This is a genomic window from Vibrio artabrorum, from assembly GCF_024347295.1.
In the GTDB taxonomy this organism is placed as follows: Bacteria; Pseudomonadota; Gammaproteobacteria; order Enterobacterales; family Vibrionaceae; genus Vibrio; species Vibrio artabrorum.
Genome location: NZ_AP025458.1, coordinates 746399 through 769867 on the forward strand (window position 1 = coordinate 746399; position 23469 = coordinate 769867).

15 protein-coding genes are annotated in these 23469 nt (G+C 45.9%); 8 read left to right on the forward strand and 7 right to left on the reverse strand.

Features of this window, described 5'->3' with window-relative positions; all coding sequences use genetic code 11:
• Positions 1 to 49: 49 nt before the first annotated feature.
• A complete protein-coding gene (locus tag OCU36_RS03425; protein ID WP_261839049.1) occupies positions 50 to 946 on the reverse strand; it encodes a LysR family transcriptional regulator in 897 nt (298 codons plus the stop codon).
• Between the two features lie 159 nt (positions 947 to 1105).
• Between OCU36_RS03425 and OCU36_RS03430 the strand changes: the two genes are divergently transcribed.
• From OCU36_RS03430 to recD, 4 genes are all read left to right on the forward strand, one after another.
• Positions 1106 to 2101: a TDT family transporter gene (locus OCU36_RS03430; protein WP_446697404.1), complete on the forward strand. Its 996-nt coding sequence runs from the start codon at positions 1106 to 1108 to the stop codon at positions 2099 to 2101.
• Positions 2102 to 2228: 127 nt separating this feature from the next.
• Positions 2229 to 5705, forward strand: coding sequence for an exodeoxyribonuclease V subunit gamma (gene recC / locus OCU36_RS03435; RefSeq protein WP_261839050.1), 3477 nt, complete (start codon positions 2229 to 2231; stop codon positions 5703 to 5705).
• Between the two features lie 405 nt (positions 5706 to 6110).
• Complete coding sequence (gene recB, locus OCU36_RS03440) at positions 6111 to 9785, forward strand: exodeoxyribonuclease V subunit beta (protein ID WP_261839051.1); 3675 nt, start codon at positions 6111 to 6113, stop codon at positions 9783 to 9785.
• On the forward strand, positions 9785 to 11995 hold the full coding sequence (gene recD / locus OCU36_RS03445) for an exodeoxyribonuclease V subunit alpha (protein WP_261839052.1): 2211 nt from the start codon (positions 9785 to 9787) through the stop codon (positions 11993 to 11995). The genes recB and recD overlap by 1 nt, the downstream gene beginning before the upstream one ends.
• An 80-nt stretch (positions 11996 to 12075) precedes the next feature.
• Here the strand turns inward: recD and OCU36_RS03450 are convergent, their stop codons facing one another.
• Positions 12076 to 12267 (reverse strand): hypothetical protein, encoded by a 192-nt coding sequence (locus OCU36_RS03450; RefSeq protein ID WP_004735192.1) that lies wholly within the window; start codon positions 12265 to 12267, stop codon positions 12076 to 12078.
• Between the two features lie 283 nt (positions 12268 to 12550).
• Positions 12551 to 13888 (reverse strand): amino-acid N-acetyltransferase, encoded by a 1338-nt coding sequence (gene argA, locus OCU36_RS03455; RefSeq protein ID WP_261839053.1) that lies wholly within the window; start codon positions 13886 to 13888, stop codon positions 12551 to 12553.
• Between the two features lie 401 nt (positions 13889 to 14289).
• Here argA and mltA point away from each other — a divergent pair, with 401 nt between their 5' ends.
• The 3 genes from mltA (at position 14290) to csdE (ending at position 16791) form a co-directional block, all read left to right on the forward strand.
• The gene (mltA, locus tag OCU36_RS03460) at positions 14290 to 15402 is read left to right on the forward strand and encodes a murein transglycosylase A (protein ID WP_261839680.1); all 1113 of its coding nucleotides are present in this window, start codon (positions 14290 to 14292) and stop codon (positions 15400 to 15402) included.
• Positions 15403 to 15515: 113 nt separating this feature from the next.
• Positions 15516 to 16325 carry a tRNA cyclic N6-threonylcarbamoyladenosine(37) synthase TcdA gene (tcdA, locus tag OCU36_RS03465; protein ID WP_017059899.1) on the forward strand — a complete coding sequence of 270 codons (810 nt, stop codon included), beginning with the start codon at positions 15516 to 15518 and terminating at the stop codon, positions 16323 to 16325.
• A 37-nt stretch (positions 16326 to 16362) separates the two neighbouring features.
• Positions 16363 to 16791: a cysteine desulfurase sulfur acceptor subunit CsdE gene (gene csdE / locus OCU36_RS03470; protein ID WP_261839054.1), complete on the forward strand. Its 429-nt coding sequence runs from the start codon at positions 16363 to 16365 to the stop codon at positions 16789 to 16791.
• Positions 16792 to 16944: 153 nt separating this feature from the next.
• Here csdE and csdA read toward each other — a convergent pair whose 3' ends face one another.
• The 3 genes from csdA to OCU36_RS03485 form a co-directional block, all read right to left on the reverse strand.
• Positions 16945 to 18156, reverse strand: a complete 1212-nt coding sequence (csdA, locus tag OCU36_RS03475) for a cysteine desulfurase CsdA (protein WP_261839055.1) — start codon at positions 18154 to 18156, stop codon at positions 16945 to 16947.
• A gap of 100 nt (positions 18157 to 18256) precedes the next feature.
• Positions 18257 to 19150: a 2-dehydropantoate 2-reductase gene (gene panE, locus OCU36_RS03480; protein ID WP_261839056.1), complete on the reverse strand. Its 894-nt coding sequence runs from the start codon at positions 19148 to 19150 to the stop codon at positions 18257 to 18259.
• A gap of 110 nt (positions 19151 to 19260) precedes the next feature.
• Positions 19261 to 20061, reverse strand: a complete 801-nt coding sequence (locus OCU36_RS03485) for a nucleoside-specific channel-forming Tsx family protein (RefSeq protein WP_261839057.1) — start codon at positions 20059 to 20061, stop codon at positions 19261 to 19263.
• 585 nt (positions 20062 to 20646) lie between these two features.
• On the opposite strand from OCU36_RS03485, the gene OCU36_RS03490 reads away from it, so the two are divergent.
• Positions 20647 to 21987, forward strand: coding sequence for a DUF4397 domain-containing protein (locus tag OCU36_RS03490; protein WP_261839058.1), 1341 nt, complete (start codon positions 20647 to 20649; stop codon positions 21985 to 21987).
• A gap of 77 nt (positions 21988 to 22064) precedes the next feature.
• Here OCU36_RS03490 and OCU36_RS03495 read toward each other — a convergent pair whose 3' ends face one another.
• Positions 22065 to 23423, reverse strand: coding sequence for an AmpG family muropeptide MFS transporter (locus OCU36_RS03495; protein WP_261839059.1), 1359 nt, complete (start codon positions 23421 to 23423; stop codon positions 22065 to 22067).
• Between the last annotated feature and the right edge of the window lie 46 nt (positions 23424 to 23469).

Consider the following 23469-nt stretch of genomic DNA (forward strand, 5'->3'; position numbering starts at 1 on the left):
ATACAGTTTATGATGTGAAAAGTCCAGTTGATGGCCGAACTATGCGGCCTCAATCTTGATGTGTAGCCCAGTCTTCACAATAACTCATGAAAGATTTCAGCAGTGGGCTTTGATATTTGTCTTTGTGGACCAGTATCCAGAATCGGCGTTTCATGTCGAGTGGGACATCGAGTACTTTAACTCGGCCGGAATCAATCGCTCGTTGTGCGGCTAATCGTGATAAACAGGCAAGCCCAAGCCCAGCAGATACCGAATTGATAATCGCTTCTGTGGTGTTGAGCTCAAAGGATTCATACCAGTGCTCGATACGCGGCGCGACGGTACGCAGGAAAAACTCTCGAGTCCCTGATCCTGATTCACGCAGAATCCAGTGACTGCCTTCTAAATCTTGTAATGAAACTTTATTCTGTGACACCAGAGGGTGTTGATTACTCACGATAATACACATTTCATCGCTACTGAACTGACTAGAGAGCAGCTCTGGATGGAGCGTTTTTCCTTCAATTAACGCGATATCCAGTTCGTAATCCACCAACTTTTGGCAGATCAAGGCACTGTTTGAAATGAATAAACTTTGATCTTGATGCTGAGTGAGCTCACGAAAACCAGACAAAATAAACGGCGCAACCTGATTACCAATCGTGTCGCTCGCACCAACCTTTAGATTGCCGCTTAAGGGTTGATCATCTCGGAACAAAACATCAATACCAGCAGCACGATGTAATATCTCATCCGCTAAAGGGAGTAACTTATGTCCCTCTTGGTTGAGAATCAATCGGTTGTTGACCCGGTCAAATAGCGAGTGGCCGAGTTGTTTTTCCATTTCGCTTAGCGCCATGCTGACAGCGGCCTTAGATAGAAACAGAGCCTCAGAGGCCGCCGTCAATGTCGAGTGCTGGGTAATAGTGACAAATACTTTGAGTTGTTTGATTGAAATATTGGCCATCAGCTTCCTAGCTTTACATGAGGGGAGAAATTTATGTTTAGTTTTTATAAACGCTTGTTATATATAATTGGATATTATTTAACGAAGTGCAAGCTTATTATGGCTTCAACAAGCTGATGATTTCACAAGTTTAGTGGATTAAGTTTAAGAGAGGCTGACATGATTCAACGTATTAAATATCGATTAACCGGTGCTCCAACACCTATGGCTGGGTTAGCTCTTGCCATTGCCAGCTTAGGTTGGTGTTGGGATGGGGTTTTAACTACACAAGGTATTTTACCCACTCCGGGCTTGGTGCAGTGGTCCAGTGCCGCTATTGCGGCAGTGTTACTTCTTGTTTTAGCTGTGAAGTTTCTGATTCACGGTCACTTATTACGTGAAGATCTTGCTCACCCCGTTGTTGGAAGTGTTGTGCCAACATTCGCGATGGGGTGTATGGTCGTGTCGGCTTCGTTAGCGCCAATCTCTCCATTCTTACAAGAAGCGCTGTGGTTAGTTTCGGTTGCTTTACATGTCGTGTTCTTAGTGAGTTTCTTATACCACAGAGCAAAACAGTTTGAGATTCACCACATGGTGCCAAGTTGGTTTGTCCCTCCGATTGGTATTATCGTCGCAGATGTGTCTTTCTCAGGTAATCCAACCTTAGAGCCCGTTGCGAATGCTGTGTTGATGTTCGGTTTGTGGGCTTATGCTGTTATGTTGCCTCTCATGGTTTATCGTCTGATCTTCTCTGACGAAGTGCCTGATGGAGCAAAACCAACGATTGCGATTATGGCCGCGCCAGCCAGTCTATCTTTAGCCGGCTACCTAACGGTTTCTGTGAATCCATCGCCGGTTATCATCGGTCTATTGTTTGGTATTGCAGTGCTAATGACGCTCATCATTTATGTAGCATTTTTCAAACTACTACGCTTACCATTTAGCCCAGGTTATGCGGCGTTTACCTTCCCCATGGTGATTGGTGCAACGGCCTTGTTAAAATTGGCAGCATGGATGCAAGTACAAGGGATTGAAGCACATTACATCAACCAAGTGTTCAGCCTAGCGTATCTTGAACTCATCGTTGCTACTGGGGTGGTTGGTTATGTCGCCGTTCGTTATTACATGAATTACAAACCTCATCGTGTTCTAAGCGTGGTAGCCGGTAGATTGTAATCTGCATTAGTTCAAAAGATAAACGGACCTTAAGTTTTCAGTATTTCATCAGCTTATATTGCTAATCCAAACTCAGCACTTATGCTAATCTGGCTTTATATTGTGGCAAGATTAGCGTGAGTGCACTTTGTTTACTGTTTACCATTCCAATAAAGTTGATACTTTAAAAATTCTTCTCGTTCACTTAATCAAAAGTGAGCCTTTAGCCAATCCTTTCGAAAAAGAGCAAATCTTGGTGCAGAGCCCGGGTATGTCTCAATGGCTTAAGATGGAACTCGCTAAAGAGTTTGGTGTAGCAGCAAATATCGATTTTCCTCTTCCTGCGACTTTCATTTGGGATATGTTTACCCAAGTGCTTCCTGATGTACCGAAACGCAGTGCTTTTAACAAAGAAGCGATGACGTGGAAGCTGATGAGTTTGCTACCCGCTAAGCTTGACGACCCTGATTTTTTACCCCTACAGCGCTATCTTGAAAACGACGAAGACAGCTCTAAGTTGTACCAATTAGCCGAAAAAATTGCCGATATTTTCGATGGCTACTTAGTGTATCGACCTGAATGGATGGCGATGTGGGAAGCGGGAGAGCCCGTTGCAGAACTGATCGATGATGAGGGACAGCAAGAGCACCCTTGGCAACCTATATTGTGGCAAGCGCTCTATGAGCAAACGCTGTCCCAAGGCCAATCTAAATACCACCGTGGCAACTTGTATCACGACTTCATTGAAGCGCTAGCCAATCAACAAGGTCAACTGCAGCACCTACCTAAACGCCTGTTTGTGTTTGGTATTTCTTCGTTACCGCCTCGTTATATGGACGCGTTGAAAGCACTCGGTGATCAGATTGATGTTCATTTGATGTTTACCAACCCCTGTCAGCATTACTGGGGCGATATTCGTGACCGTAAATACTTGGCAAGAGTCGAAGCGCAGCGCCGCAAGCAGTTTGCTCTGGTTGATGGTCTACCTCAGCTTGAAGGCGAAGCCTCACCGTTGAAAGATGGCATTGAAGCCAATATTGAAGACGAACTGCATACCAGCCAAGCTGTCGGTAATAGCTTGTTGGCGTCTATGGGTAAATTAGGCAGGGATAACCTGTTCTTGCTATCTCAATCAGACAGCGAAGAGCACGAATTCTTTATTGATGTTGAGAGAGACAGCCTACTGCATCAGCTGCAAGCCGATATTCTCCAGCTAGAAGAACATCAAGACGACCACATCTTAGATTCCAGCCACCATAAACAGGTGGTTGAACTGGGTGACCGCTCGCTGACCGTGCACGCTTGTCACAGCCCAATGCGTGAGGTTGAAGTTCTTCATGATCAGCTGTTGGCGATGTTTGATGCCGACCCGACCCTGAAACCACGCGATATCATCGTGATGGTGTCTGACATTAATGCTTATAGCCCAGCGATTCAGGCGGTATTTGGTAATGCCCCAGGTGAGCGTTATATCCCTTACTCGATCTCGGATAGAACCGCCGACCAAGAAAGCCCAATTCTGACCGCCTTCATGCAGTTGGTCGCGCTACCGAATACGCGTTGTTTAGCGTCTGAGTTGTTAGAGCTGTTAGAAATCCCAGCAATGATGGCGCGTTTTGGTATTGATGAGTTTCAATTCGAGCAAGCCAAGCAGTGGGTTGAAGAAGCGGGCATCCGTTGGGGTGTCGACTCTTCTACCGCAACGGAATTTGATCTACCTGCAACCGAGCAAAATACGTGGTTGTTTGGTATCCAGCGCATGTTACTGGGCTATGCGATGTCCGATTCTGCGGGTTTATTTGAAACCGAACACTCTCCGATTGCCGCTTATAACGAAGTTCAAGGCATTAACGCCGAACTTGCGGGTAAGTTAGCGCACTTTATCGATCGTATCGCTCATTACCGACAGCGCCTGACTGAAACTCAATCGATCGATATGTGGCGTGAAACCTTGCTGACAATGATGGATGATTTCTTTGCGGTTGAGCTGGAAGGCGAGGTAGTACTTAAGTCGATTCGTGATGCACTTTCACAACTGAACGAACAGCTTGATGATGCCTTGTACGAGCAAGAACTGTCGCCAAGCATTATCTACCAGTACTTGAATAATAAACTGTCGGGTGCGCGTATTAGCCAACGCTTCTTAGCGGGGCAAGTTAACTTTTGCACTCTGATGCCGATGCGTTCCATTCCGTTCAAAACCGTCTGTTTGTTAGGTATGAATGATGGCGTTTATCCTCGCTCAATGCCTCCTGAGGGTTTTGATTTAATCAACGGACGCTCTCGGCCGGGTGACCGTTCTCGTCGTGATGATGACCGTTACCTATTCTTAGAAGCGATACTGTCGGCGCAAGAGTGTCTGTACATCAGTTATGTCGGCCGTTCGATTCAAGACAATACTGAGCGAGTGCCGTCGGTGCTGGTTTCTGAGTTGATGGAATACTGCCAGCAGAACTACTGTTTAAGCGAAGACCAAGCCTTACCAAGTGATGACTCAGGTATTAAGCTGACTCAAGCGATCAGCTTTGAACACACCATGACACCGTTCAGCCCAGCTGCGTTTACTCAAGGTGATGCGAGCCATGTGCTGAGTTACGCCAAAGAGTGGCTTCCAGCGGCTAACCGTTCCGGTGAACGCAGTGGTGAATTCAACCGTGCATTGGATGATTATTTGTTGGGGGCAACGTATCCGTTAGAACTCGACTTGGTTGAGTTGCAGCGTTTCTGGCGTTTACCGGTGCAGTACTTCTTTAATCGTCGCCTAAAAGTGGTGTTTGAACCGCCACTTCCTGTAATGGAAGACGATGAACCGTTTGTACTTAATGGCCTAGAGAGTTTCCAACTTAAAGATGCGCTGTTGCAAGTGTTGCTGGAGCACCCAGAAGGTGCAGATGAAGCCGTTCGACAGTTTGTCTCTGAGCAAAAAGCGCAAGGTCGATTACCGATTGGCGCTTTCGGTGATATCGAATTTGAAACCAACCGTGTGCAAGCAGAAGACTTAGCCAAAGAGATTCGATTTGTCAGCGGTTCACCACAGCAAGATCTTGAAGTGAATATCGAATTTGATGTATTGGGTGAAGGTAAGCCTGTTCGTATGATGGGGTGGTTAACTCAAAACTATCAATCAGGTTTAGTGCGTTTTCGTAGCGGAAAAATCCGCGCTCAAGATTACTTAGCGGCTTGGATTGACCATTTGTGTTGTGCGGTGATGGGGCATGGAAAAAGCACCCATATTATTGGTTACGACAGAAAAGAAGGTGTGGTTCATCAAACGCTACAACCGATTGGTGATGCGCAGCAGGCAAAGAGTTTGCTGGCTGAGCTAGTGCGATTGTTTTATCAGGGTATGACCACACCATTGCCGTACTTTCCGAAAACGGCATTAGCTGGGGTTGAAGCGGGTTTTAGCCGTGGTAAATGGGTCGATGATGAAGAAAAATCACTCAAGAAAATGGCTGATACCTTTAATGACAGCTTCGCCTTTACGGGCGAGGGCAGAGATACTTACATCTCTCGAATCTGGCCTAAGTGGGATGATGAACTGGCTGCTCAGTCGCGTCTGTATTCGACGCTTGTGTTGCAAGCGGCCAGACTGGCCGCTGCCGATCTGGAAGATCAGGAGTAAGTCATGGTGATCCGTAAGATCGCCAACGATACGAGCGGTAAAGCGATGCGCTTATCAAAAGATTCGCGGAAGTTGGGCGTAGACTCGATAAAAGCGATAGAAAACGGATTGCAGGAAGTCTGGGTACAGGAAATAAAGTGGCCGCCAGTAAATCATTATTAGTGTAGGGCGTTTGCTGTACGGCCACAGGTCAGAGGGACCATTATTCTGTGGTTCAAAGTTACGCATGAGTATAAAACTCTTAAGCGCTTCCGAACTCGTGGCCGCATAGTAGCGAGTCGATCGGAATGGGTCCGTGAGTGAGATCGCACTAACTATTAACTAATTTGTGTGGGCGTTAATTGAATGACGTTTTCCATGTTAGGTCACGTTTGTAACAATACATTTATCAGAAGGCAGTAAGGCATGACGACCACAAGCAGTGTTCAGGTAATTGCTCCAAAAACACTCGATACGATGACGTTTCCACTTCATGGTGCGCGTTTAATTGAAGCATCGGCCGGTACGGGGAAAACATTCACCATTGCTGGCTTGTACTTGCGCTTACTGCTCGGACACGGTACGGCCGCGCCGCAAGGTGATCTGACGGAAGCCACTCGACATCATGAGCCACTCACCGTAGACCAAATACTGGTGGTGACTTTTACTGAAGCAGCAACCGCAGAGCTACGTGATCGTATTCGTGCGCGAATTCATGATGCACGCATTGCGTTTGCACGTGGGCAAAGTGACGACCCGGTGATTGCGCCTTTGTTACAAGCCATCGATGATCATGCTGGCGCGGCGAAAACCCTACTTAACGCAGAAAGACAAATGGATGAGGCTGCGGTCTACACCATTCACGGTTTCTGTCAACGGATGTTGACTCAAAATGCCTTCGAGTCTGGAAGCCGTTTTGACAATGAATTTGTAACCGATGAAAGCCATCTGAAAGCGCAAGTGGTCGCCGATTACTGGCGTAAGCAGTTTTACCCGCTACCTATTCAACTGGCAGGTGAGGTTCGCAATATCTGGGGTTCCCCTGCTGCGTTATTAGCGGACGTAAATCGTTATTTAACGGGGTCTCCGCTCAAGTTGACAGTCGATGCGATGTCGGGCGACCTGCAAACTCTGCACAATCAAAACTTAGATAAAGTGAAGCAACTTAAGGCGTTGTGGTGTGAATCTGAAGCGGATTTTTTAGCTTTGATCTCTGGATCGGATGTGAATAAGCGCAGCTACACCAAGAAGTCTTTGCCGACTTGGTTAGAAGCGGTAACAGCATGGGCGCAGAGCGACACCCATGATTACCAGTTCCCAGATAAATTAGAGAAGTTCTCACAAGCCACTCTAAGCGAAAAAACAGCAAAAGGTACCGCACCTCAACACGTGGTGTTTGAGGCGATTGAGGAGTTCTTAAACTCTCCTGCAGACCTGAAAGCCCCGTTATTGGCACATGCGATCACCCATTGTCGAACTATGTTAGCCAAGGCTAAGCAGCAGAAGCAGTGGTTATCATTTGATGATTTGCTGACTCAGTTATCCGCGTCGATTGATGTCGATGAGCAATCCCTGCTGGTGGAGAGAATCCGCACCTTATACCCAGTCGCGATGATCGATGAATTCCAAGATACCGATCCGCTGCAGTACAGTATTTTTAGCCGAATCTATCTTGATAATCCGCAGTGTGGTCTGTTTATGATCGGTGACCCTAAACAGGCTATTTACGGATTCCGTGGCGCAGACATCTTTACCTATATCAAGGCGAGAAACCAAGTTAGTGCTCACTATACGTTAGGCACTAACTGGCGTTCGAGTGCTGACATGGTCAGTGCGGTAAACCAAGTGTTTATGAATTCGGATAGCCCGTTTATCTACGACCAAGACATTCCATTTTTGCCCGTCGCAGCCAGTCCATCGGCCGACAAACGCCAATGGGTGATGAATGGTCAAACTCAGCATGCACTGACCTTTTGGCTGCAGGATGCAGAAGATAAGCCATTGCCGAAAGGCGAATATCACAAAGCCATGGCCGAGGCGACCGCCAGTCAAATTCAAACCATTCTGACTGCATCTCAAAATCAACAGGCCTATTTTGATAACGGCAAAAAACAACATGCCGTGAATGCGGGTGATATTGCTGTCTTAGTTCGAACCGGTAGTGAAGGTCGCCTGATCAAGAACGCACTATCGGAGCAAGGCATCGCGAGTGTGTATTTGTCGAACCGAGACAGTGTATTCACCAGTTTGGTCGCGCAAGATATTCAGCGTTTGTTGCAGGCGGTGCTGACGCCTGAAAATGACCGTGCATTGCGCGCCAGTTTAGCGTCGGAATTGTTTGCTCTGGATGCGGCCTCATTGGACGAACTCAACAATGATGAAGTGGTATGGGAAAACGTCGTTAACGAGTTTAGAGAATATCGTAAGTTGTGGCTACAGCGTGGCGTGTTACCCATGCTGCGCAGCGTGATCAGTAAACGACATCTCGCGGAACGCTTACTGGAAGAAGAAAATGGTGAGCGCTCACTTACTGATTTGATGCACATTGGCGAATTGCTACAGCAAGCCAGGCAAGAGCTCGACAGTGACTATGGTTTGTTGCGTTGGTTGGCAGAAGCGATTTCCGATGCTCAAAATGGTTTAGGCGGCAATGAAGATGACATTCAACGCCTTGAATCAGAAAGAAACTTGGTTCAAATCGTTACCATTCACAAATCAAAAGGCTTGGAATATGATCTCGTATTTTTGCCGTTTGTCGCGAGCTACCGTGAAGCGAGCGAAGGCAAGTTCTACGATCATGATTCAGATACCACAGTACTGGATATCACTGGCAGCGATAGTGCCTTAGCACAAGCCGATAAAGAGCGATTGGCGGAAGACTTACGCTTGATTTACGTGGCGCTGACTCGTGCAGTATATGGCTGTTTCATTGGCATGGCACCGCTACGTAAAGGGCGTTCAACCAAAGAGCCAACTGGCGTTCACTTGAGTGCTATGGGCTATTTGGTTCAAAACGGACAAGAGCAAGGCATTGCCGAGTTGCATCAAGCTCTATCGGCAATTGAGGGTAAGAATTCAAGTGTATTACTGTCTGAAACACCTACCGCTCACCAACAAATTTTTGTGCAAACAGAGCAAGTGAGTGACGACTTACAGGCCAATGAACTCAAGACTTCAATTGACCGAGCTTGGCGTATCACCAGTTACTCAGGGTTAGTCAAACAGGGCAGTCACGGTGCGAGCCATGATGCGACTATTGAGGTGTCTGGTTTCGATATTGACTCGGCGGATGAACAAGACGAGTCGGAATTGATTGAGCCTGAACGTTCGATATTCACATTCCCTCGCGGCGCTCGTCCGGGCACTTTCTTACACACCCTATTTGAGGATGTTGAATTTACTGAGCCTGCAACCAGCGAACATAATACGCAAGTCATCACTCACTTATTAGAGTCCGAACAATACGAACTCGAGTGGTTACCCGTGCTTCAACAGCTTGTCGATACGGTGCTGAACACCGCGTTGGATGGCAAAAATCTAAAACTTAGCGAGAAAGACTCAACGCAACGCTTAGTCGAGATGGAATTCTTGTTGCCGATCGAAGTGTTAGCCGCATCGGAATTGAATCAAACCATTCAGTACCATGATCCGCTATCAGCAAAAGCCGGCGACTTAGGCTTCCAGACCGTGCAAGGCATGCTGAAAGGCTTCATCGATTTAGTGTTTGAACATCAAGGTAAATACTATGTTCTTGACTGGAAATCGAATCATTTAGGTGATGATGTTGCCGTCTACCATGGTGAAGCATTGAAATCGGCGATGGCCGACCATCGTTACGATCTTCAATATCAAATCTATGCGTTGGCACTGCACCGCTTCCTGCGCAGCCGCGTTGCAGATTACAGCTATGAGCTCCATTTTGGTGGGGTTTATTACTTGTTCTTAAGAGGAATGGACGGTCAATCACAACAAGGTATTTTCTCGGCGAAACCCACATTGGCTTTGCTCGATGAAATGGATCAATTGATTGACGGTAAAGTGATAGACAGACGCTCAGTACAATTGAATGACGGTGAAAGTGGACAGATGGGGCTTTTATAATGATAACGACTATGCAAAATGCGAACACGGTAAAGCCTGTTTCACTTATCCCTGATCAGCTTATGGATATACTTAATTTCCTAGCAGATAAGGGTTCGATTCGCCAATTGGATTATCAATTTGCCCGTTTTATTGCGCAGCAAGCCACGAGTCATTCTCAAGAGATTGGCTTTCTGGCTGGCGTTGTAAGCCATGAATTAGGCAAGGGGCACATTTGTACTCAGCTTATACAGCAGCATACGATAGGCCCTGCACAAACGGCAGATATAGCCCAGTTACTTGGGTTGTACGGTGAAACGGCGCTGCAATTGAATCAAAAGCTATTAGGTATTGATTGGGTGACTGTTTTGCAATCATCTAACCTCGTTGGCGCAACTAATGACTGTGTTAAGCCTCTGATGTTTGATGGACGGCGCGTCTACTTACAGCGTTACTGGAACTATGAGGTTGTGCTGGCTGACACCTTAAATCGTTTAAGTAAGCCGGTAGAGTTCAATATTGAACAGAAAAAGGCGCTGACGGAAACACTCAATCAGCTTTTCGCACGTAGTTATCACTTTCTGTTTAACGCCTTAACCAAGGCCGAAGAAAACCAACAAACTTCGCAGGTGTTACGCCAACAGTTGGTGTGTGACCATCTTGATATTGTTGATGAACAGGCTCTAGATTGGGGGGCAATCGACCAAGCTATTGTACACGTTAAGCAAGTGACAGACTTAGATGTACTGGACGGCTTGGTTCCGTTATCGGCATGTTTGAACTGGCAAAAAGTCGCCGCAGCGGTAGCGCTGAGTCGTCGCTTTGCGGTGATTTCCGGTGGGCCGGGTACCGGTAAAACCACCACGGTAACCAAATTACTGTCGGCGATGGTTGAGCAATCTCTCAGCCAAGGAAAAACACCGACGATTAAGCTGGTGGCTCCGACGGGTAAAGCGGCAGCACGTTTAACAGAGTCGATTGGTAAAGCGATTGAGCAGCTGCCTTTAGCGCCTGAAGTTAAGGCCAACATACCGACAGAATCCAGTACTTTACATCGATTACTCGGTGCGATTCCTAATCGAGCGGAATTCAGACATAACCGACGCAATCCACTTCATCTGGATATCTTGGTGGTGGACGAAGCTTCAATGGTCGATCTGTCGATGATGTATAAGCTGGTGGATGCACTTCCTGAGCACGCAAGGCTCATCTTATTGGGTGATAAAGACCAACTTGCTTCAGTAGAGGCAGGTGCTGTGCTCGGTGATATCTGTTCGTTCAACTCAGCAGGGTACAGCACAGCGCAAGGCAATTTAATTGCAGAGATGACTGGCTTTGATGCGATAGCCAAACCGAGGCAAGTCAAAGGTGGATTGATGAATCCACCTGCGATTGCAGACAGTTTATGCATGCTGCAGAAGAGTTATCGTTTCGATGCACGCTCCGGTATCGGTCAACTGGCCAAAGCGATCAATAACGGCTCTGCTAATCAGGTCGATCAAGTGTTTGCGAAAGGGTTTGCGGATATTGAGAATCATCCCTTGTCGAGTGACAGCTATAACTTGATGCTGCGTACCTTGGTTAATGAGTATGGTGTGTATCTCAACCGAATGAATGTGCCGCTAGAAGAGCTAGAGACCCAAGAAGCACGCGCAAAATCGGTTCTTGACCTGTTTAGTCAGTGTCGATTGTTGTGCTCCATTCGTGAAGGGGACTTTGGTGTTAAAGGTCTCAATCATAGAATTGAAAGGGCGCTTGCCGCAAGACGTTTAGTGAATCCGCATAACGATGAGCTTTGGTATCATGGGCGCCCAGTCATGGTGACGCGCAATGATCATGGCTTGGGTTTGTACAATGGTGATATTGGCATTTGTATGCTTGAAGCCGACTCAACGAATCTAGAGTCAAATGAGGCGAATGCCACGCCTCGACTGAAGGTCTATTTTGAGTTGCCAGATGGCAGCGTGAAAGCGGTACTACCAAGCCGAGTGCCTGATCATGAAACGGCTTATGCGATGACGATACACAAATCTCAAGGTAGTGAATTTGATCTGACCTTAATGATCTTGCCGCCAGATTTCAGCCCTATTTTAACGCGAGAGCTTATCTATACCGGTATTACACGCGCAAAGAAACGACTGATGATATTCAGCGATACAAACGTGTTGAAACGTGGGATTAAGGTGAAAACAGAGCGGGTCAGTGGGTTAGGCCGTCGCTTAACGAACTAGTGGTTAATGGCCGCGAGAAAGGGCTTGAATTTAGAGCGAGATAAACACAAAGCAACCATCCCTGGTTGCTTTGAACGTGATTAAGACTCTTTGCTTAAAAACGCTCGAGTAAACGATATGTGGTTTATCTTGTACTTTGCTTGGCAATTCAAAATAAACTCTTTTAGATTCTCGCTCACAGGGAACACGCAGTGTACGTCTAGCCCTTCTAAGAATTGGTTATCAGCCATATCCCAAAAACTTTGCAGCGAGTTACAAACAATGGTTCTCATATCAATGTTGCTCTTTTTGCTGTCTATATTAACGAGCAGAGCTAATGTTAGCGTGCTGACCGTCAACGGGTATAGCAATCCGTGCAGTGACCACCACAATGAGTTCGATACGACCATTTAGATGGCAATTCCAATAAAAACATTTGTTAATATTATTAAAGCGCAGAAATTCTATACAATTAATTGCGTGAGTGGAAGTGCATATTTTATTAATTTCACATAGTAAACGATTACATGTGCAATTATTTTTCTATAAATTTGAGAACTTGATCAATAAATTTATTTATACATTTAGCGCTAAGATCTTAGAGTTTCTCTGATAGTTGTATAGACCTTGTTTTTTCATCGGTAACTCATCCACCCCTATTTCGTAAAAGCCCTGCTCGCGGAACCAATGAAGACTGTGCGTAGTAAGCACAAATATTTGCTCGATATTGAGAGATTTGGATTGATGACGCATGTAATCCAGCAGTATCTGTCCACGGTCTCCATCTCGGTAATCTGGGTGGATAGCCACGCAGGCCATCTCTGCCATGTGATCTTCTGGGTAAGCATATAACGCAGCGCAACCAATAATCAGTCCATCTTTTTCGATGATAGTAAAACGGTGGATCTCTTGTTCTAACTGTTCTCTTGAACGGCGAACGAGGATGCCTTGTTCTTCTAATGGACGAATCAGGTCAAAGATGCCACCAATATCATCAATTTGTGCTTGCCTTACTTGCTCGGCACTCGCCATGACCACTTGAGTTCCAATACCATCAAAAGAGAACAGCTCTTGGATTAATGCACCGTCCACTTTATAGCTGATTAGATGGCAACGAGGTACACCTGCCCGGCAAGCGGCAATCGCCCCCTTTAAAAAACGCAGTGTGCCAGTGCTCATGTCTTCGGCAGGGTTTTGAGATTGAGTTAGGCGTTGTAGTATTTGTTTGGCGTCTGTTGGGAAAAGTTCGGCGAGCACATTTCCGTTTTGATCCATCACCCCCTGTTCGGAGCAAAAGCCAATCAGCTTGTCGGCTTCTAAACGAATAGCGACTTGAGTCGCGACCTCTTCAGAAAGTAAGTTAAAGCTTTCCCCAGTGACGGAACTGGCAATCGGGCCGAGCAAGACGATAGAGCCTTGGTTAAGCGCACGATTAATCCCTTCAATGTCGATGCGACGAATGCGTCCGCTGTGACAGTAATCCGTACCGTCATCCACACCTAGCGGCTGAGCGGTAATGAAGTTACCACTCATCACATTGAGTTGAGTACCAGCCATCGGGGTGTTATTGAGACTCATTGAAAGCCGAGCCGTGATAGCAAGTTGCAATTGGCCAGCAGCCTGCATCGCAACCCCCAAAGAATATTCGTCAGTGACCCTAATATTCTTGTGATAAGGCGTATGGCAATCTTGTTTTGCCAACAGTTGATTGATCTGTGGCCTTGCTCCATGGACGAGAACAATCTTTACCCCAAGACTGTGGAGCAGAGCAATATCATTAATAATGTTGCCAAAATTTCTATCAGCAACCGCTTCGCCTCCCAGCATAATGACCATGGTTTTGCCACGGTGCGCATTGACGTAAGGGGTTGATTGTCTAAAGCCTTTTACTAGCGCTGTACTTCTTAATTTCACAGAACAAGTCCATTTGTTTATTTATTCGATAATTTAGCATTTAAATTCACTTTCAAACAACCTGTTTTTGATGTGAAGAGCAAACTATTCTTATCGAGATTCCATTATCTGAGCGGTCTCAGTGTCAAAGGTGCACGGCGTCATTATGAGTAGCCTCTGAGTGCAGCAAGCTCTTGCACACAGAATAAGAACGATGAAATAACCCAAGGTCTCGCTCTCGACAGCAAGGCACAGCAACGAAAGCAATTTAATTTGAATCACACATTATGTGATGGGTGAATTTGTACTGAATATCAGTAGTGTGTCGGTGTGGGGGATCGGTTATCTTATTGTAAACTCTTACAATCTAAGATTGTGTTATCGGGCCATTTTTGTCATCCTCGCGGCATAGAATTTTTAGGATAATTTTTGTGATTAAAAAATGGCTTCCCCTTGTTGCCGCCTCTTTCTTATTTGGCTGTGCTCAAACAACCGATCGCGCTCAACAACATCTTGATGGTGAGTTTCCTCGTATCTTAAATAAGGTCGATCTGGTTGAATCCAATAAACCAAGAGACTACACCGCCTTTGCCGAACAAGCTGAGATAGTGGTTTCAAAATCGCCTTCGATGGCTAAGATCTACGGACCGCTTTATCAGCAACTCAATGAATGGGCGATGCTAAGTGGTGATCCTAGCGAACTCGCGAACTTTGGCATTCAAACTGCTCAACTTGGTGGGGGGGATAAGCAAGGTAATGTTTTATTTACAGGCTACTTTTCGCCTGTGATGGAACTGCGCCATGAAGCGAATGAAGATTACCGATTCCCGGTTTATGGCCTTCCTGATTGTGATAAAGAGTGCCCAACTCGTGAAGAGATCTACAACGGTGCACTAGAAGGTCAAGGTCTTGAGCTCGGTTACGCTGCAAATCGTATTGATCCGTTTATGATGGAAGTGCAGGGCAGTGGCTTTGTTCACTTTGGTGACGACGATACGCTTAAATATTTCGCTTATGCTGGTAAGAACAACAAAGCTTACGTGAGTATAGGTCGAGTATTGATCGATCGAGGCTTAGTTCCACGTGAAAAAATGTCGCTAAAAGCCATCAAAGAGTGGGTACTGGCAAACGATCCTGAAGTGGTCAAAGAGTTGCTTGAGCAAAACCCTTCTTTTGTTTTCTTTAGTTCCAGAGAAGACTTGTCGGTGATGGGCAGTGCCGGTATTCCATTATTACCCATGGCCGCGGTCGCTGGGGACCGATCTATTCTTCCGATGGGAACGCCAATTCTGGCAGAGGTTCCACTATTGAATGCTGATGGTACTTGGAGCGGCGCGCACCAATTAAGACTGTTATTGGTTTTGGATACGGGCGGCGCGGTTAAGCAAAACCATTTGGATCTCTATCATGGTATGGGCCCACGAGCGGGTACTGAAGCCGGTCATTACAAACATTTTGGTCGAGTGTGGAAACTTGGCTTAGATGGCAGCGCAACCGAAGCGCCTTGGGCTTTACCTCCTGAGAAGATCGAGTAAATGAGAATGAAATAGGGCATTGAAAGCGAATCGCTAATCCCCTAGACTTTTTATTCAAGAGTGCGTATAAAACGCACTCTTTTCTTTTTCTCAGAAATAAATTGGCGGCAATAATGCGTGAATTGACCACTCCTGCTTCAGAAAACTATGACCAACGATTTGGTGGCACTCGTCGCCTATATGGCAATAGTGAAGTCGACATACTCAGAGCCGCACACGTGTGTGTGATCGGTATTGGTGGGGTAGGTTCGTGGGCGGTTGAAGCGCTTGCTCGTACTGGTTTAGGTGAGCTGACTTTGATCGATATGGATGATGTATGTGTGACCAACATCAACCGTCAGATTCATGCTATGTCGGGTACCGTCGGTAAGAGTAAAATCGAAGTGATGGCTGAGCGCGTTAAGTTGATTAACCCTGAGTGTAAAGTTAACCTGATTGACGACTTCATCGGGCCTGACAATCAGGCTGAATATCTATCGAAAGAGTTCGATTTTGTGTTAGATGCGATTGATAGCATGAAAGCTAAGGCTTCACTGCTGGCCTATTGTCGTAGCAACAAAATCAAAGTGATCACCACAGGTGGTGCGGGTGGTCAAATCGATCCGACTCAAATCAAGGTGGCCGATCTGACGAAGACGATTCAAGATCCGCTCGCGAAGAAGCTCAAAGATACCCTTCGTCGTCATCATAACTTCCCGAAGAACCCAGCACGTAAGTTTGGTATCGATTGTGTGTTCTCAACTGAACAGCTGAAATACCCTCAAGCTGACGGCAGCGTATGTGCTGCGAAAGCGACAGCAGAAGGTCCAAAACGCATGGATTGTGCGACGGGTTTTGGTGCAGCAACGGTTGTAACGGCGACATTTGGTTTTGTGGCGGTTTCGCGTATTGTCGAAAAGCTGATTCAAAAGCACGCTAAGTAATCTCTTCTACTCAATTAAAAATCGACTGGATATTAAAATGACCACATTCCCAAGCTCTCCGTTCGGCACTGAAATTACCCATGATGATATTGTCGCGAAAATGCAGACATTCAGCGGCTGGGAAGACCGTTATCGGCAAGTGATTCAATGGGGTAAGAAACTGCCAACGATGCCTGATGAACTGAAAAGTGAGCAGGTGATTGTCTCTGGTTGTGAAAGCCAAGTGTGGTTGGTTTCTCAAAATATCGACGGTGTTTGGCGCTTTTGTGCTGATTCTGATGCGCGTATCGTTCGCGGCCTGATTGCCTTAGTGATGGCTGCGTATGATGGAAAAACATCAGAGCAGGTTCAAGCGTTCGATATTGATGGTTACTTTGAACAAATCGGTCTAATTACCCATTTAAGCCCATCTCGCGGGAACGGCTTAAAAGCGATTGTTGCTCAAATCCAAGAGCTAAGTGCTTAACATCTCTTAGGTACACAGAAACAAAAAGGGTTGACGCTAAACGCCAACCCTAAATAATGTCGCTACTCGCTACTCGCTACTCGCTACTCGCTACTCGCTACTCGCTACTCGCTACTCGCTACTCGCTACTCGCTACTCGCTACTCGCTACTCGCTAAAGCATATCAACGGCTTTTTCTATCGCCGCGACGAGCTTTTCAACATCATCCATGTTGTTGTAAATACCAAATGAAATTCGAACCGTTCCTTTCACATTAAGTGCATCCATTAATGGGTGAGCACAATGATGTCCTGCACGTACTGCGATACCTTGCTGATCCAGTAGGGTCGCGATATCTTGATGGTGAACGCCATCCATCACAAAAGTAATCACACTTGCGTTGGGTTGATACCCTAAAATCTGAATGTCATCCAGTTTACTGAGCGAAAGATAAGTCTCGTGTTGTAGTTGGTGGATATGATTTTCGATATCTTGTTGTGCAAACCCACTCAACCATTCTATTGCAGTGCTTAATGCTATCGCTCCTGCTACATTTGGTGTGCCCGCTTCGAATTTGCCAGGCAGTTCAGAAAAAGTAGTGCCAGAGAAAGAGACGCGCTCAACCATTTTGCCACCACCGTGCCAAGGGGGCATGGCTTCGAGCAGTTCTAGTTTGCCGTAAAGTACGCCAATCCCCGCGGGTGCGTAGAGTTTGTGGCCTGAGAATACGTAGAAATCCGCACCTAAAGCAGTAACATCAGTCGGCTCATGAACGATTCCTTGCGCGCCATCGACCACCACAATGGCATTCATCTTGTGTGCTTTTTCGATGACGGCTTCAATTGGTTGACGAGAACCTGTCACGTTGGTTATCTGAGCTAATGCAACAATCTTGGTTTGTTCATTTAATCGATCAGCAAAGGCTGTTAGGTCAAATTCGCACTCCGATGTCATTGGTACTTTAACAACTTTAGCCCCGGTCTGTTGTGCCACAATTTGCCAAGGCACAATGTTGGCGTGATGCTCCATTTCGCTGACCAAGATCTCATCGCCGGGCTGAAGGGTGCTTCTTGCATACGTTTGAGCAATTAGGTTGAGTGCTTCGGTGGCTCCGCGAGTCCAGATGATCTCTTTCGATGATGTCGCCCCTATAAATTGGGCGACTTTGTCTCTGGCTGCTTCAAATTGACTGGTCGCGTTCGCTGTTAAGCTATGGCTGCCACGGTGAACATTGGCATTTTGTTTGGAGTAATATTGGCTAATGGCATCAATCACAACCTGAGGTTTTTGTGTGGTGGCCGCGCTGTCTAAGTAAATCAATGGTTGTTGATTGATGGTTTGTGATAGCGCAGGGAACTGCTCTCGGATGTGATTGATATCAAGCATCTATTCTTACCTAAAATCTTGAAAATTGGTGCTAGCGTTATGCTTAGCGGTATTGTTATTTTATCGCGACTTGTAAACCGTTGCTGACTAATCTTGCTGACTAATCTTGCTGATTCCAGCGATTTTCTTGCTCTTTGACCTGAGCGAACAGCTTTTGGTTAACCGGAACGTCGATCTGATGTTTAAGCGCTGTTTTTATTAGGTATCCAGTGATGAAGTCGACCTCTGTTTTGCGCTGGTAAAACATATCCTGCTTCATGGATGAGTTGTTTTGCGCTGTGGCTTGGATGACCTGTTTGACGCTTGCGGCTAATTCGTCGAATGAACAAGTGATCCCTTTGGCTTGCATAACCTGTGTGAGCTCTTTAATGATAGAGCTTAAAACACCTTCAAACTTTTGATCTGCAAGCGCACCATTCTTGATTTGTTCCAACCCAGTGAGTGGGTTGATGGCACAATTGATGGCAAGTTTAGTCCATAGTGCGGTTTTTATCTCTGGGTTCCAACTCACGGCAGGGAGAGCGTTATCTAATACATCGACTAAAAACGTACACTGCTGACCCGTTTGGTTAAAAGCACCCAATTGGGTTTGGCCCAATCCAGTATGAGAGACACGATAACGGTCCGGTTTGAATGCCGCTTGAGTGGTGGTCGCCAAGATTACCGGATGCGCATTAATGTGAGTAGCGATCTTATCGACCGCGCCCATTCCGTTGTGCAGGAACATGAGAATAGTGTCTGAGTCGAGATATGGAAGTAACGAAATAGAGGCTTCTTCGACTTGCCAAGCTTTGACCGTGAAGATCACCAAGTCACTTGCTGCTAGCTTTTCGATATTGTTATTACTGAAGGGAAGGGAAGCTTGTCCATCAAGCGATAAATCAATTGTGGTGTCAGTGGCGCGACTCCACAAAGAGACATTATGACCAGCTTGAAGCAGTTTTATCGCCCATAAAGAGCCGATGGCTCCGGGCCCAACAATCGTGATGTTCACAGCAATACCGAGATAAGAAAGTGATGCTGCAAGGATAACGAGGCATTAAATGAAAGCAATAAAAAATGGCACCCGAGGGTGCCATTTAGGAAACTTTCTTAGAAGTTCGATTAGAACTTGTAAGTGACAGCTACGTAGTGACCGAAACCAGAAGATTTCAGAGCGTCGCTATCTTTGATGCCATATACGTCTTTGTAGGCTTTAAGACCGTAACCGACTGCGAAACGATCTGAGTGCCAGTAGATACCGTTAAACATCGCACCACCGTTACTCGCTGTAACGTATTCGTCTTTCATACCAAATTGGTAGTCGATGTAACCTTGGTAAGAGATGAATGAACCATTTTCGAAGAAGTAGAATGGTTTGAACCAGTTTGCAGAGATTTGGTAACCGTTCCAGTCTTTACGGTTGCCATCGTAAGTACCGTAAAGGTTTACGCCAACTTTACCAAACCATGGAACCATCACGTCAGAACCAAGACCAATTTTCTGGTTGTTCACAGAGAATGGGTTAGTTTTGTAATCTGTACCATCCCACTCCATTAACGAAGCAACGTATAGTTCTTGTACTGGGCCGAAAGATAAATCTTTACCAGTTAGACCATCAATCGACATGCGTGGCGCAAATTTCATGAAAATCTTAGGAGAGCCAACTTTATCGCTGCCTTTGTCTGACGTTAGGTTGAATACGTCAACGTAACCGTAAAGATCAAAGATCCCAGAGCGACCACCAAATTCCATCTCTAGGTAATCATGAGTTGATTCACCAGGAAGCTCGTCGATAGCACCCATAAGGTTGAACTGCATCCATTTGTAGTCGTTCTTATGGATGTCGCCGTCAGAATAATCTGCTGCCATTACTGGAGTCGATGCCGCTGCAAGTAGGCCAAGAGTTAAAAGTGATTTACGCATAATGGAACTCTCTATGTTTGAAATAAGTAACCCGCTAATTTGTGCGTGTTGTATATGTCCGAATGCCGAGCATAATAGCGATTTTGTTCTCAAATAAAAGTGAGACAGAGTGAAAAATACAATTATTAAGGTGAGTGTGATCACACTAATAACCTAAAAAACGGAACTATTACGTGGCACTGCATACTGATGCACCACGAATTTTATTGATTTTGTGAAATCAGAATAATTTATAGTTAAATAGCTGAATTATCGATCTACGCAAACGATTTCACTAAATGTCGTGACATATGTAGCAAAATCAACAGTATTTCTTCCCAAGCGTTTTATTGCAAAAAATGGCTTATTTACTTCACTTTTCTATCCAGTTTTTGATCCATTTGTAATCCACTTCGTAGTGAAGTCTGAATCAATGGATGGACAAATCATTTGATGACTGACTAGGAGTTTTAACCTAGCTATTTTTTGAATCACGAAAAATTACAGACAGTTCACTGCACTATGTTTTGAGGCGGTTGTTATAGATGGGTTACTGGATCTATCTTCTGTGTATGAGCTGGTCTAATTTTTTTGGAGAGAAGACCAATGAAATATTCACCGATATTCGTTGTGGCAATGTCAGCCCTGTTCATTGCTGGGTGTGATGATGATCCAACAACACAACTTCAAGCTGTGCACGCATCGCCAGATGCTCCTCGAGCTAATATTGTGGTAAACAGCCAAGCTCGCTGGAGCGGTGTCGATTATGCTCAAGCATCCGGATACGCTTCGGTCGATCAGGGCCAAACCACTCTGCAAGTCGACGTGCAACTCCAAGGTGAGGGCGTCGCGACTGTGATACCTCAAAGCCAATTCGATTTGACTGGTGATTTAGATTACACCGTCATGGTGGTCGGCGATGCTGATGGTTCTAACAACCCTGTGGAGGCACTAGTGGTGACACGCCCTGCAGCGGGAACAGCAACCCGTTCCAGTTCTGATGTGCAAATTGTCCACGCGGCAACAGGGGTTGGAGACGTGAACTTATATGTAACGGCACCGAATGATCCATTGGGCACCCCACTTGGTACTCTAGGCTATAAGGACTTTACCGACGTGCTCAATATTCCTGCAGGGCAATATCGAGTGAGATTAGAAACCGTGAGTGGCAGTGCCATTGCTTTTGACTCTGGAGAAATCACTCTGTCTGGCGGTAGTGAGCTAACCATTGCGGCGGTACCAAGAGCGGACTCCAACAGTGCATCTCCAGTCAAATTGATGGTGATGGATGGTCAAGGTTCATCTTTAATCTACGATAAGGCAGAAACGGCGGAAGTAAGAGTCGGGCATTTAGTTGATGGCGCACCGGCTGTCGATGTGTTTGTTAACTCAGCTCAGTTTGCTCCTCTTGATGCTCTGATGTTTAAACAGGTTCGTGGCTTTTTAGACTTGGCTGTAGGTAGTTACGATATTGATATATACGAAACGGCAACGACAAATCCAACATTGATCGATGTCGATGGTTTAGCCGTGTTTGCTGGTATGGATTACAGTATTTATGCGGTAGGGACAGTAAGCCCACTGAATTTGGAAACATTGGTCGTTCCTGAGAATCGACGACCTGTTGCTACCAGTGCTGTGTTGAACATTACTCATGCTGCGGCTAATCCAATTGCAGCGTCGGTTGATATTTACTTGACTGAAAACGTGGGTATCTCTGGTAGCACGCCTGCGCTGAGTGATGTGAAATTTAAAGATTACGCGAATGGTATTTATGTTGCTGCAGGGTCTTACTACGTGACGATAACGGTGGCAGGCCAACCATCGGTTGTAGCCATTGATTCTGCCCCTGCTACCTTGGCTGATGGTGTTGTTTATCAAGTGGTGGCGATTGACGATTCGATGGGAACTGGGTTTGACCTCATTGTGAGTGAAACGACAGATTAGCTCTGATGTCTCTTAAGATAGAAAGTAAAAGAGGGCAGCTCAGTACTGCCCTTTTACTATTATCCTTGATCTTACTATTACTCTTGATTGTGTTTGGCTTTTTCGAGTAAATCCGTGAAAAAATGGCGTAACGAATAGAGCATGATCAAGCTTGGAATGACCATCAATGAAGTCAGTATAAAGAAGGTTGACCAATCATTGAGATAATCGACAAGCTCTCCGCTCAAAGAGGCTAATGTCGTTCGGCCTAAGTTTCCCAGTGATGCAAGCAGTGCGTATTGGGTGGCAGAGAATGCTTGGCCTGTCACCATTGTAAGAAAAGAGACGAACGCGACCGTAGAGAAGGCAGACGTAAAGTTATCAACCATCAGAGTAGCCAAGAACAAGTGTTCATTTGGGCCAACATGAGCAATCCAAGCAAACATCAGATTACTTGCCGACATCGCTATACCACCGATCATGAGCCCTCGAACAATGCCAAACTTCACGTTGACCATACTGCCCATCAGCGTAAATAACATGGTGAGCCCCCAACCGATTAATTTTGAATAGTAACCGATCTGCTCATTGGAAAAGCCAACCTCTTTATAAAAGGTGATAGACATTCTTCCCAAGAAGGCTTCACCTATCTTAAATAAAAATACGAAAAGGATTAACGTTAAAGCGACTCTAAATCCATTACGCTTGAAGAAATCAAGGAAAGGTTCTGCAACGGTAACGGTAAGCCAGACAAGAATAGGGTTGCCTACGATCTTACTATGACGACGTTCAGCTTCTGCTTGTAAGCGATCTCGTTTTGTTTTTGGTTCCCCAACCAATACAGTGAACAGCATTAGAAGCGCAACAATGCCAGCCATCCCGTAATAGACACCATTCCAACCAATAACATCGGCGTTAACAAAGGCGAGATAGCCAGGTAGTGAATAACCTGTCCACCAGCCGATGACCGCCATAGCTGAGGCTTGAGGGAGTTTCGATGTGTCAGATTTTGGAAACGTGTCAATCCGAAAGGCGTCGATTGCGATATCTTGAGTTGATGATGCAATCGCGATACCCAATGCCAACATTGAGGCTAGAACAAGGTCATTAGCTGGGTTTACCCCGGCAATGAAAAGCGTACAGATCAAGACTAAGCTTTGGCAGAGGAAAATCCAACTGCGTCGTTGGCCTAACATCGCATGCAGGATTGGCAGTTTTACGCGGTCTACTAATGGTGCCCATAAAAAGTTAATGGCATAGACCGCGAATACGCTACCAAAATAACCAATAGCTGTGCGAGTTAAGCCTGCATCTTTTAGCCAACCAGACATGTTGGATCCGATCAGAACCCACGGGAAGCCACTCGAACAACCTAGCATAAACACCCAAAGTAAGCGTTTATCGAGGTAACTACGAAAAGTCTGCATCCACGTAAGAGAGGGAGTGCCTGATGACATAGGGCGTCCTTGTATAGAAAAACACCCTTAAGGAGTTAAGGGCGTT